The sequence below is a fragment of the Staphylococcus sp. HGB0015 genome, from assembly GCF_000411275.1.
In the GTDB taxonomy this organism is placed as follows: Bacteria; Bacillota; Bacilli; order Staphylococcales; family Staphylococcaceae; genus Staphylococcus; species Staphylococcus schleiferi.
Genome location: NZ_KE150418.1, coordinates 539,591 through 552,401, shown reverse-complemented (window position 1 = coordinate 552,401; position 12,811 = coordinate 539,591). Strand labels below are relative to the sequence as shown.

Sequence of the window (12,811 nt, the reverse complement as noted above, 5' to 3'; positions counted from 1 at the left end):
GAAACAAACGATGTGAACAAGGGCTTTTTATAATATGAAATTTTTCGATTTAAAATAACAAGGATATACGCAGTGATTACTGATATAGGGCTAATAAAGATTTTGTATAAGGTGCGCGTTCTTCATGAAATAAATTTTCTATTGGAAAAGCGTCTACAATTTCTCCCGCTTTTAATACGATAATGCGTGAAACAATTTTTTGCAAAAAAGCGATGTCATGTGAAATAATCACCATTGCTTTTTGTGTCCGCTTCGCATGTGCATTTAATTGTTGTGCCATTTTATCTTCAGCAACGACATCCAAATGGGCAGTGACTTCATCACAAATTAATAACTCAGGCTGAAGCATTAACGTCCGTATCACATTAAATCGTTGAAGTTGCCCTCCGCTTAGTTCAGCCGGATAGCGCTTTAATAATGTTTCAGATAACTGCATTTGCTGCATGAGTTCATCACGATAGTGACAATAAAACTCGCGTTGCTTTTGATTGTAATGACACGCTTCATTCATAGAAGCTTCAATCGACAATTTCGGATTAAATGCATGTACGGCATGTTGATATATAGGTAAGACATGTTGAAAAGTTGAAATGACTTGACCGCTTTGTGGTACGACTTCTCCTAACATAACACTGGCTAAAGTTGACTTCCCCGAACCACTTTCACCTAGAATCCCTACTTTTTCATGGGCTTCAATTTTTAATGAAACATCTTTCAGTGCTTGCTGTTTTTGATATTTAACGTTGATATGCTCTAATTGAATCATTCAACTCGTCCCTTCTGTAACGGATGACGATAGCTTAAAAGTTTCGCACTATAAGGATGTACAGTCGCCGAATTAAAATGCGACCATGTCCCTTTGTCGATGAGTTGCCCCTGTTTCAAGACGTAAATATAATCACTAAAACGTGAAACATGGGCTAAGTTGTGCGTCACAATCAATAAAGTGACTTGATGTGATTGCGCTAAATCACAAAGTAAGGTCATAATTTGATGTCCTGTAACGACATCTAATGCCGCTGTCGGTTCATCCGCTATAATAAGTGAAGGCTTTAGCATCATGACACTCGCAATTAAGACACGCTCCAGTTGTCCTCCCGATAACATAAATCGGTAGCGCTTTGACAAATCTATTGCTTCGAGTCCTACCCACCCTAAAGCTGCTTGAACATGGGCTTCAGCCGTTTCATGTGAAACTTGATAGTGTTGACGATAAATGCCAATGAGTTGTTTCTTGATGGGCATGTGATCATTAAAACTATGCGTATAGTCTTGTGAAATATAGCCAATATGTCGCCCTAAGTAGGGTTTGAGTGTGCGTTCAGATACGTTTCGATATAAAAATGCATTATAAGAAACACGACATCGCTCTGGCAAGACACCGAGCAAACTTTTAATAAGCATGCTTTTGCCAGCACCACTCTCGCCAATTAATAGATTCACTTGTGAAGTATAAAGCGTGAAGTCGACATTTTGAACAATCGTTTTTTCTGCATCATGAATCGTCCAATCACGAATTTCAAGTAATTTATCCATTAACGTGACGCTCCTTTCTTGTAAAATAGTCACGTAAGGCATCACCTGTCAGCTGGAAAATTAAAATCGTAACCGTAATCATCACCGCGGGTGCAAACAATAAAAGGGGAGCTGAAGTCATAAAATCACGACCTGCATTCAGCATGGCGCCCCATTCAGGTAAAGGCGGTTGCGCTCCTAATCCAAGAAATGAAAGTGCCGAGATATATAGAATAATTTTACCAAAATCAACAGTAGCCACTACTAAAATCGAAGGCAACACGTGTGGCAAACAATGTCGCCATATAATGATGGGCGTAGGCACTTTATAAAATTTTGCCATCCTAATATAATCCTTGCCGCTTACACTTTTAACGATGGTCCGTGATAAGCGCGCATAAGTCATCCATCTTAACAAAATCATGGCGAATACAATATTCCAAATGCTTGGTTTCAACAGACTGGCCATTGCAATCACTAATACAAATTCAGGAATACTTAAACCAATATCAATGATACGCATGATTATTTGGTCTAATTTTCCTTTGAAATAGCCTGCGAGCATCCCTATTGGCACACCCACCAGTATCGTTAATAACAGTGTTAACAAGCTAATTAACAACGTGTACCGAGCGCCTATCACAAGACTTGCTAACAAATCCCGGCCATAATCATCTGTGCCTAACCAGTGTGCTGCACTGATAGGTAAAAGACTTTCATCTAGTTTCACATCAAAGGCAGCCTGTTTCGAAACAATCACTTGAGCAACAATGAGTAAACATAAATAACCGATACATATCCACACAATGAAAGGTAACTGACGTCGCTGCTTTATCATTGTGAAGACACCTCATATTCAGCTGTTTCTAATCGTAGAGACTCTGTCTTTTGATATTGTAAACGTTGCTTTGGATCTAAAAACAAAATCAGCATGTCGCTTAACATATTCGCCAAGACTACAATCACACCCATCATTAAAACTATACCTTGAATGACGGGATAGTCTCTCGCACGCACACTATCCACTAAAAATTGTCCTAACCCCGGAATGCTAAATACGTGCTCTATCACTACTGTCCCTCCTATTAAACTTCCTATAGATAAGCCTAATATGGTTACAACAGGTACCAGTGCAGGTTTCAATATATCTGTAAAGAATATGTACCGTTCAGACATACCGCGTAAACGTGAAGCGGCAACTTCTCGACTTTGATACAAGTTCATCACTGTAGATCTCATCAAACGAATATAATAGGCGCTCATTCCAATACTCATTGCCATTACGGGTAACACCAAGTGAAGCGGCGAAGCATACCCAGATGCAGGTAAAATATTTAAACGGACTGCAAAGATATGAATGAGAACAATACCTAAAAAGAACGACGGAAGACTCACTGTCATTGATGTCGCGGTACGAATCAATCGATCCATTTTACTATTTGGATGACGCCCAGCCCATATCCCAAGAGGTAATGCCGTCATCATGACGACCATTATCGTCAATATGGCAATCAATATTGTAGGTTGCGCATGAAATATAAGCGCTTTGAGCACGGGTTCATGCGTTTGATAACTCACACCAAAATCAAAATGAATCACGTTTACCAACCATCGTCCATATTGTATAAACCATTGATCATTTAAACCATACGCTTGGCGCGTGGCATTGATAGTCGACTGTGACACATTCGCTTCTCCAACATGAAGCATATGAACCACTGGATCGCCTGGTGTCAACTTCATTAAAATAAAAGTAATCGTTGATAAAATCCACAGTACACTGATCATTTTAACGATTAAGCGAACAAATCTTTTAATGCGCATTTGTCATATCAATCTTTTCATCAACTAAATAGATGCCTTCTGGTGTTGCTTTAAAGTGACTCACATTTCGGTTAAGACCATCAACCATATCATTGTAAGTAATATAACTTGCTGGTATATCTCGTGCGGCTGTTTCAATAATGTCATTAGATAGTTTCTCACGTTCGCCTTGATTGACCGTATGATTTAATTGTTCAATCATTGCCGTCACTTTTGAGTTTTTATAGGCCCCTTTATTGACCGAACCATCTTGATGGTAGGCTTGATTGAAGAAGTAACCTGTATCCCCACGCGGAATCGTTCCAAAGCTGTACATTGTTGCATCCCACTGGGAACGATCTGCTAAATAACCTTCAATATCATCAACTGTTCGGATATCTATATCGATATGGGCTTTTTTGGCATCCGACTGAATGACTTGTGCCATTTTAGGTAATTCTGGACGACCTTCATATGTAATTAGTTGAATTTTTAAAGGGCGGGCATCATTATAACCTTCTTTTTCCATTATTGCCCTTGCATCTTGTATATTCTGTTTTTTCACTGCTTGATGCTTAATAAAATCAAGATGATCATTAAAAGGACCTGTAGCTGGCTGGGCAAAGCCTTTCGAAATTTTCTCTGCAATACCTTTTCTATCAATGACCGCATCTAGCGCTTGGCGGACAGGGCGCGTCATCTTTTCACTTTCTTGATTATAAACGACCATCTGTGTTCGATAACCTGATACACGCGCTATTTTTGTTTGTTCCGACTTGGCTAATTGCTGAATACGATTCACAGGGACATCGGTGATTAAATCAGCTTGTCCAGATTCTAGATGACTGACACGCGCATTTCCATCTTCTTGGTAAGTGACATTCACACCATCAAGTTTGGGTTGTCCATGCCAATATTTTGAATTTCGGTCTAGGCTCATTTTTTGTGAACGTTGATAACTTTTGATTTGATAAGGCCCCGTTCCTACAGGATGTGTATTTAAATCTGTTTTAGCATCCACGTCAAAAATCGCCACATAAGGATTAGCTAATTCAGAGGCGAGTTCAGGATAGGATGATTTTGTTGTAATCGTTACTTTTTGGCCTTGAGCCTTAATATTTTTGATGGGTAGTGTAGATTTAACAAAAGGACTCTTTTTCAATGCTATTTCTAGACTTTTTTTAACTTTTTCACCCGTCAGTGGGACCCCATTTTGGAAATGGATATGATCTTTAAGTTTAATTTCTAACTGGTCTGACGAATTGTAATGATACGATTGTGCTAACCAAGGTTGAATTTCACCATTTTTTGAAACCTTAAATAGTGTTTCTGCCGCACCTACGCGCACAGGAACGTCCGTTTCATAGGGAGCAATTGAAGTTGTTTTCAAAGGGAGCTCAATATCCAATATCTTCTCTTTAGAATGCGAAGAAGTTCCGCAACTTGCGAGCAATAATGAGGCCGTCGTAAATAATGCCACTGAACGCTGATATTTCATAGTTAAATGCCTTCTTTCTCTATATAAGAATAAAATAATTAACTATGATATTATATCAAAAAAATATTTAAGCACCAAATTAGCTTTCAGGAACTGTTTGTTTTTGTTGGTCCAAATGATCTAAAAAGCGTTTCGCTTGTTGGTTAATTGTCTTAAAGTCGATACCTTGTTGTTGAGCAGCAAAAACACAACCGCAGTAACATTGGCGGAAAATATCATAATCTTGACACATCGTAATAGAACGCTCATATCCTTTATTTTTTTTGAAGTCGCTCGGTAAATATTTTACATCATAGATTTGTTGTACATCTAAGCCGATTTCATTAATCAATTGTGCATTTTTCTTTGGTGACAATGTGATTGCACTACCAAAGTAATCGTATCCCATTTCAACTGCAGCTTCAGCAACCATCTCAAGGCGCATACCAAAACATGCTGAACAACGTGCGCCGCCTTCAGGTTCTTCAGTTAGCCCACGAGATTTAGCCATTTTCATAAATTCGTGTGGTTCATATGGCGCTTCGATATATTTTACATGACTGCCTGTACGTTCATTAAAGTCATTGACAAATTTTTCTTGTACACGCGCACGACGAAGATACTCATTTTTAGGATGAATATTAGGATTCGCAAAGTAAATTGCAACGTCTGCATGTTCAGTCAAAAACTCAAGTGTATAGGTACTACATGGCGCACAACAACTATGCAGTAGTATCGATGGGCGCTCGTTTTCTCTTTCCCAGTTCATGATCATTTTTCGTAAAACTTTATCATAATTAATTTTTTGGTTTTTCATTTTATCTAGTATTTGTTCTGCTTGAATCATTTTGCTCCCCCACTTATAAAAAATATCATTGATACATAAAATATAACATAAATCACTAACGCAATGAATGATTCACTTGAGCTCAATGATAAGAGGATTCGCCGTTAACAGACCCGATGATGACCTCAAGAATATATTTTTTACTTCAGACTCGCCCTTTATGTTATAATACTTTTTAGCTCGTAAATGAGGTGATTAAATACTTGAGCTTTTATGAATATATGCAGATTTACATTGGTGATGATACCCCATTAGGTGATTTGGCGAGACATATGCATGCAGATGCTAGATTTCCTAAGGAGCTTCATACGTCCGATGAAATATTAGCATGCTTTCGTGAAGCTTCATGTCTCGGTCAATTGAATTTAGCTGTTATTAAACGAGCGATTGCAATTTATTTGCAATTTGGACAAAGCTAAATGAAGACCTCACATTCACTTTATATGGAATGTATCACCTCTAACAACGCCTCTTGCGCTCAAGTCAAGAGGCGCCTTTTTTATTTAGTTACTTCTCTCTAAGCATCAGACGCCAATAAAAAGCGCCTGACCTTCAATGTAAATCCATACATCTTAGCCAGACGCTATCCTAAGTGACTCAGAAACATCACCCGTAACCTTTTGTCTCATTATTCTATTGTCATTAGATTTAACCTTCCCGAAAAATTTGCTTCATTGAACGTCCACGTGACCGCTCATCAATCATTTTGTCTAAATACCGAATTTCTTTCATGAGTGACGGTTCCATTTCTTCAATCCGTTCACCACAAATTATCCCTTTTATTTTTTTACGCTGTGGATTCAGGTGTGGCGCTTGCTTAAAAAACATCTCAAATGTCGTTCCATTTTTTAAATTTGATTCAAGCATATCTTGAGAATAACCTGTGAGCCAACAAATGATTTCATTAACATCTTGATACGTACTCCCTACTTTATTCATTTTACGCATATAATAGGGATAAACTTCATTTACTTCCACATGATAAATATGGTATGCCATCGCATTCACGCCACCTTTGTTTTCACTTTAATGCTCAAATTTCATATGAATCAACCAAGCAAAACGATTTTGTTGTTCAAATTCTGCAGTGCCATTTGCCGCTTCTACAATCTTTTCAAGTTCATCTTTAAATGGATAGTATTCGGTTTGTAAGTCCTCGACTAAATTGACATACATTTTATCTGTGTAGTATTGAATGATTTGGTTTTTATTCATTTCCGATTCAAATAACGTATCAATAAAAACGATATGGCCATTTGGTTTTAAAAATTGTTTCATATAATTCAGTGCTTCTTGTTTGCCTTGATGATCTAAATGATGAAAGGCAAAACTCGACACGATGGTATCGAATTTTTTCTCTACTGGAATTTTTAAAAAGTGACCTTCTATCACATGGATACCTTCTTTTTGGTTGGCAATGGCTCTCATATCTTCTGATGGGTCAATTGCCGTCACGTCTAAGCCTTGATTGATTAAATGTTGGGTTAAATTCCCTGTTCCTGCACCAATTTCTAATACTTCACCTGTTGATAATTGTGCAATTTGGTCTAACATCTTTGAATAACCTTCAAAGACATCTTTATATTCGTTTTCTTTGCTCGTATTAAATACCGTATCATCATATCTTTCTGCCCATTTTTCAAACACGTCCATGAATTCCATAGCAATCTCCTTTTTATTTCTTAGTAATTCGATATGTATTATATACTAAAAAGTTCGCTCTGCCAATCACTTCAAATTATCGTCACAATCTTTGACTCCATTTAGTTAAAAATGACTTTCGTAAGCATTGGATGCATGACGAAATTCCTTACAATTCGTTTAGATATTTGAATACAAAAAGGTGTAAGCCACTTGGCGCAATGCAATTTTTGCGCTATGACTTACACCTTTTATTTTGATTCACTTTTGATTTTTAAACTCAAACGAAAAATACGTTTAAAATATTATTCCAATATGTTACTCTTATCAGCTTTATCTGCAAGTCCTTGTGCTAAAGGATCTAAATAAGGTTTACCAATGAGACCTACAAGGAAGAAGCCGACACCAAAGGCTGTGAGCATTGTTAATTTAAAAACTAAAATTTGTGGTACAGGGCCACCTACTGCTTCTCTCAATGCATCAATACTATATGAGAACGGTAAGTACGGGTGGATTGTTTGGAAAAACTGAGGTGTAACCTCAATTGGGAACGTCCCACCGCCGCCGGCAATTTGTAATACTAATAATACGATAGCCAGCGCTTTACCCGGGTTACCTAATACAGAAACCAATGTATAAACAATAACCGAGAATATGATGGCTGAATATAAACAAATGGTAATAAAGAGCCATACTGACTCAACCGATGCTTTCAGAATAACGATGTCCCCTATTGAAACAATAAGCGCTTGAATCATGTTCATAACGACAAATAGTCCCATTTTACCTAAATAAGTCTCACGTATTGTTAAATATGGCTTCAATTCAGGATGCTTATTATGTGTTGTAAGCAAGCTGACAAGCAACAGTGCACCTACCCAAATAGAGAGTGCTGTATAGAATGGTGTACTTGCTGAACCGTAATCTTTAACTGGGAACACATTTTCTTTTTGTAAATCGATTGGATTTGAAATGACGCCCGCTTGTTTTTTGAGGTCATTACGCAATAAATCAATCAACTCTTCAATCGTATTGTCTCTATCTAATTGCTTAAATATTTTATTCGCTTTTTTCAAGTCTTTTTCAACACTTGGAAAATCATTTTTAGCAAAGTCCGCAAGATTGCTTAGCGCTTCTTTCGCTTTCGGTTGGTTTGCATCAAGAATTTGACGTAAACGGTCGTATTTTGCGAATGCTGTTGGTAAATTTTCATTAACTGTTTGTGTCGTTTCAGAAATTTTGTTTTCAAGGGCAGGTAAATCATTTTTTACAAAATCAGACGCATTGTGAACTTTTTTCTTAAATTCTGGGAAGTAAGCTTGCGCTGCTGACATTGCACGAATGTACTCTGCTTCAACAGCAGGTAACGTATCACTCAAACGTTTCAAACGCTCATTGGCATCTGATAATATCGTTTGGCCGCTACGTATAATCGATTGCACCTTTTGAAGTTTTTCTTGTGCAACATTCAATGTCACTGCACCTTTGTCTAGTGCTTTACCTAAAGCGTGTGAAACATCCAATAACTTATTCGCAACATCGTTTTTCAACATCGTTTGCGCTGCTTTAATTTGTTTTTGAATATGATCTACACGTTTGATGATATCCATCGCTTCTGCTTTACCAGAATTACCTGCTGCAATAGCATCGTTTAACTTGTTCAAGCGTTTCGTTGCTTCTTTAATATCATCCTGCGCTGTTTTCAATTGTGCTTGGGCTTCACTCAAATTAACGCCTTCTGTACGTTCAACATCAGATAAAAAGTCGCGATAATCTCTAATTGTTTTATTCGCATGGTTCATACGCGCAATAAGATGAGATAACGGTTCTTTAAATTGTGAAGCGTCATTTGAGCTGATAATACCATAGCCCATATTTTTAGCAGCATCCAAATCATCTTGAGTCGCTTTTAATTGCGAAGCTGCTGCTGAATTGACATCTTGCAATGATTTTGAATAGGCAGACTCTAAAGATGCTGCATCATCATTCGATATTACTTGTCCATTTGGTAATGGTTGACCACTCGCGTCATTCGCCGTACTTACTTGGCTTGTCTGATAATGAGACTGATGCGTACTTTGTGGCGCTGTTTGAACATTTGCTTGCTGACCTTGTTGATTTTGTGCACGAGAAACGTCATTCGCTAATTGATCATTCGCTTGACTTGCGTTGTTAACAACTTCTCCATAAGCTCGAATGCGTTGCTCGATAGAAGGTAACAACTGTTGTGCTGAGTTGAGGTCTTTCAATGCTTTATCTGTGCCACCAATCGCTATGTCCACCCCTTTGTTAATTGTTGGAAAACGGTTTGGCACTTGGCTTGCAGCTTGTAAAATACGTTCAATTTCAGGGAGTGAATTATCTAATGCAACCACTAATTTTGCACGCTCATTGATTGCAGGAATACTTGCATTCAACTGGTTGAGTCGCTCAGTTGCATTGACCGCATCGTCTTTATAGCGATCTAACTCTCTGAATTTATCTGCGTATTGATCAAGCTGATCTTGATGTTCATTTAAGTAAATCAAACCTTCACGGAAGCGTTCAATTTTAGGTAATGCGTTATTTGCAGCATAAATTCCATCACGAACTTTTTTATATGCTGGAAGCTCATCTTCAAGTTTAATCCCTAAACGATCTGCTTCTTTAAGCAATACTTTCGTTACGGTTTCATTAAATTTCTGATTGGCTTTTTTCACGATCTCGCTCGAACCTGCGTCAGTCATTTTAGGCGCAATGGCGTTGAGCTTTTGGTTCACTTTATATTCCACTTTTGCTTGTTGTGGGTCTTTACGTAAAGTACCTGTAATTTGATGTGTAAATCCTTCTGGAATATAGAGCGCTGCGTAATATTTACCCATGCGTAAATCATGATCTGCTTTTTCACGACTTACAAATTGCCAATCAAAATGGGTATCTTTTTTCAAAGTATCCTCAAGGCGATTACCAACATTCAATTTTTTATTACGTACCGTATCACCCTTGTCTTCATTTACAACAGCAACTTTAATGTGGTTTGTATTTGAATAAGGATCCCATGTTGCTTCCAAGTTAAACCAAGCATAAAAGGATGGTAAAATCGCTAATCCTAAGATAATGATGATTGCACCAGGGGTCTTGGCAATCTTCTTAATGTCCATCAGAAATAATTTGATGGCGTTCTTCATTTCCTCACCTCAATATCTACTCAAACACTTTATAAATCATGATGATTCATGTAATATAAGTATGTGCAATATTTATTTATTTGTTGTTTCAAATTAAAGTTAACATATGTCAACAAGTTACAAAGACACACCATAGTATAACAAGTTCATCCTTAGTTTGTATAGCATTTATCATGTCTTTCATATATCACTTTTTATACAAACTGAGTCGTTTCGTAACCAAAAATATGACTTACATTTCTAGGATATGAGTCTCCCTTTTTGATTGCAAGACAAAAACTATATAGAGAAAAGGAGTAACGCTTTGAAAAGTAAATTTATTTTCACAGGTTTATTGACCACAGCCCTTATCTTTCCCCCTGTCACATCAAACTTGGCACATGCTGCCTCACCTAAAGCGACAGAAACTGTAAAAGATAAAATTTCAGATGTAGATGATGAACAAGAAACATCACAAGATCGCAATCATGATGACAGTTCAAAAGAGAGTTCCTCTGAAAAATCAGATGACTCAAAACAAGATAAAAAGACAAAAGAAAAGCGTTCCAACCATAGTACGCATACTTTTGATTATCCATCTCAATCAAGTTTTTCTTCGATTGGGAATTGGCCAACGTATAAGAAAAGTAATGACTGGTTTAGCGACCTATTCCACCATTCTTTCAATAATCAAAGTGACGATGCACAAAACAGTCACTTCATAAACGAACCGCAGTCAAGTGACGCTTCATCTTCATCCGAAGCATCACCTGCTGAGAACACTTCAAATAATGAACAAAGTGCTACTCAACCTGAAGATCGTGACTTTTTCGATGCGCTTAACGATATTTTAAAAGGCACTCATCATACTACAAATGATCAACAGTCATCTTCTGACTCAGAAGCATCTCGTGATGACCAAGACACATCCGCTTCTGAAGACGATTCAACTGCAAAAGATGATTCAGTTACAAAAGATGAGAACAATAACCCTTCACAATCTGATGATCAAGACAGTGAACAACCGCAGATGAATGATTCACAGTCATCTTCAGAAACAGACCATTCAAGTGCACATGACACAACTTCAAATAAAGATGACAATCAAACAGATGCGCAACAATCAAATTCAGAAGACAAGCAAGATCAAGAGCAAAGCAGTGCTTCAACATCAAAAAGTAAAAATGATGATATGATTGATTCACTTTTAGATGAATACAGTGATAACGCAACAAAAACACATCAAAATTATCAGAAACAGAAACATAAAAATTCAAACGGTCATGATGAGCAAATCCCTGAACCCGATGCATTGAAACATTCACGTGAACAAGCACCTGCGCAAACATTTAAAGATTTGCCTCAAAATAGTCATTTACGTCAAACAACGTTATTTGAACAAATGCCAAGTCGTAATGATGCTTCATCTTCATCCGATACATTTCGCGTTGTACCAACAGAATCGACGCGTAAATTTATCAATGATATTGCCAAAGATGCACATGACATCGGTCAAAAAGAAGATATTTATGCTTCGATTATGATTGCGCAAGCGATTTTGGAATCTGATTCGGGTCGAAGTACATTATCACGCGAACCGAATTTCAACCTTTTCGGTATGAAAGGGAGCTATAAAGGAGAATCTGTAGGTTTTAACACATTAGAATCTGACGGACACTCAATGTATCAAATTCATGCAGATTTTAGAAAATACCCAGATCGTAAAGCTTCGTTAAACGATTATGCAGATTTAATTAAAAATGGTATTGATGGCAATCCTTCTATTTATAAAGGAACATGGAAAAGTGAAAGCTCCAGCTATCGTACAGCTGCTTCAGAGCTTGTCGGTACATATGCAACGGATCCACAGTACGACGAAAAATTAAAATCATTGATTAAAACTTATGATTTAACACGCTTCGATCATAAAAAAATGGGTTCATTATTAGACGAAGATACAATGAAACAAAATAGCGAAGCCGTAAGTGGTGACTTTAAACCATTCAGAGCGGCAAGTGCTTCACCATACCCTCAAGGTCAATGTACTTGGTATGTATACTCTCGAATGGCACAATTTGATAAGGATATCGCAGGAGATATGGGTAATGCGAGTGACTGGACTTACTCAGCATTAACGAAAGGCTTCTCTGTTTCAAGTGAACCTGAAGCACACACTGCTGTTGTCTTCAAACCTGGTCAATTAGGTGCGGACCGTTACTACGGTCACGTTGCTTTTGTTGAAAAGGTAAATAAAGATGGTTCTATCGTTGTCTCTGAATCTAACGTCAAAGGGCTAGGTGTCATTTCTTATCGTACAATCGATAAAGAAGATGCTGACTCTTTAGACTATATTAAAGGTGGCACTTCAAACGAATAACCTTT

Annotated in this window: 11 protein-coding genes; 2 read left to right on the top strand and 9 right to left on the bottom strand. The window is 37.5% G+C overall.

Going from position 1 to position 12,811, the window contains the following annotated elements:
• Positions 1-76: 76 nt before the first annotated feature.
• From HMPREF1208_RS09050 to HMPREF1208_RS09025, 6 genes are all read right to left on the bottom strand, one after another.
• Positions 77-766 carry an ATP-binding cassette domain-containing protein gene (locus tag HMPREF1208_RS09050; protein WP_016426076.1) on the bottom strand — a complete coding sequence of 230 codons (690 nt, stop codon included), beginning with the start codon at positions 764-766 and terminating at the stop codon, positions 77-79.
• Positions 763-1,536 (bottom strand): ATP-binding cassette domain-containing protein, encoded by a 774-nt coding sequence (locus HMPREF1208_RS09045; RefSeq protein ID WP_016426075.1) that lies wholly within the window; start codon positions 1,534-1,536, stop codon positions 763-765. Before HMPREF1208_RS09045 ends, HMPREF1208_RS09050 begins: the two co-directional genes overlap by 4 nt.
• Complete coding sequence (gene nikC, locus HMPREF1208_RS09040; protein ID WP_016426074.1) at positions 1,529-2,353, bottom strand: nickel transporter permease; 825 nt, start codon at positions 2,351-2,353, stop codon at positions 1,529-1,531. Before nikC ends, HMPREF1208_RS09045 begins: the two co-directional genes overlap by 8 nt.
• Positions 2,350-3,339 carry a nickel ABC transporter permease gene (gene nikB, locus HMPREF1208_RS09035; RefSeq protein WP_016426073.1) on the bottom strand — a complete coding sequence of 330 codons (990 nt, stop codon included), beginning with the start codon at positions 3,337-3,339 and terminating at the stop codon, positions 2,350-2,352. The genes nikC and nikB overlap by 4 nt, the downstream gene beginning before the upstream one ends.
• Positions 3,329-4,816, bottom strand: coding sequence for a nickel ABC transporter substrate-binding protein (gene nikA / locus HMPREF1208_RS09030; protein WP_016426072.1), 1,488 nt, complete (start codon positions 4,814-4,816; stop codon positions 3,329-3,331). Before nikA ends, nikB begins: the two co-directional genes overlap by 11 nt.
• A 79-nt stretch (positions 4,817-4,895) precedes the next feature.
• A complete protein-coding gene (locus HMPREF1208_RS09025; protein WP_016426071.1) occupies positions 4,896-5,642 on the bottom strand; it encodes an epoxyqueuosine reductase QueH in 747 nt (248 codons plus the stop codon).
• A gap of 203 nt (positions 5,643-5,845) precedes the next feature.
• On the opposite strand from HMPREF1208_RS09025, the gene HMPREF1208_RS09020 reads away from it, so the two are divergent.
• Positions 5,846-6,061 carry a YozE family protein gene (locus HMPREF1208_RS09020; protein WP_016426070.1) on the top strand — a complete coding sequence of 72 codons (216 nt, stop codon included), beginning with the start codon at positions 5,846-5,848 and terminating at the stop codon, positions 6,059-6,061.
• 229 nt (positions 6,062-6,290) lie between these two features.
• Here HMPREF1208_RS09020 and HMPREF1208_RS09015 read toward each other — a convergent pair whose 3' ends face one another.
• The 3 genes from HMPREF1208_RS09015 to HMPREF1208_RS09005 all read right to left on the bottom strand — a co-directional run bounded on the left by HMPREF1208_RS09015 (position 6,291) and on the right by HMPREF1208_RS09005 (position 10,450).
• A complete protein-coding gene (locus HMPREF1208_RS09015; protein ID WP_016426069.1) occupies positions 6,291-6,641 on the bottom strand; it encodes a DUF2200 family protein in 351 nt (116 codons plus the stop codon).
• A 27-nt stretch (positions 6,642-6,668) separates the two neighbouring features.
• The gene (locus tag HMPREF1208_RS09010; protein WP_016426068.1) at positions 6,669-7,304 is read right to left on the bottom strand and encodes a class I SAM-dependent methyltransferase; all 636 of its coding nucleotides are present in this window, start codon (positions 7,302-7,304) and stop codon (positions 6,669-6,671) included.
• A gap of 284 nt (positions 7,305-7,588) precedes the next feature.
• Positions 7,589-10,450 (bottom strand): YhgE/Pip domain-containing protein, encoded by a 2,862-nt coding sequence (locus HMPREF1208_RS09005; RefSeq protein WP_016426067.1) that lies wholly within the window; start codon positions 10,448-10,450, stop codon positions 7,589-7,591.
• Between the two features lie 304 nt (positions 10,451-10,754).
• On the opposite strand from HMPREF1208_RS09005, the gene HMPREF1208_RS09000 reads away from it, so the two are divergent.
• Complete coding sequence (locus tag HMPREF1208_RS09000) at positions 10,755-12,806, top strand: amidase domain-containing protein (protein WP_016426066.1); 2,052 nt, start codon at positions 10,755-10,757, stop codon at positions 12,804-12,806.
• The last annotated feature ends 5 nt before the right edge of the window (positions 12,807-12,811 follow it).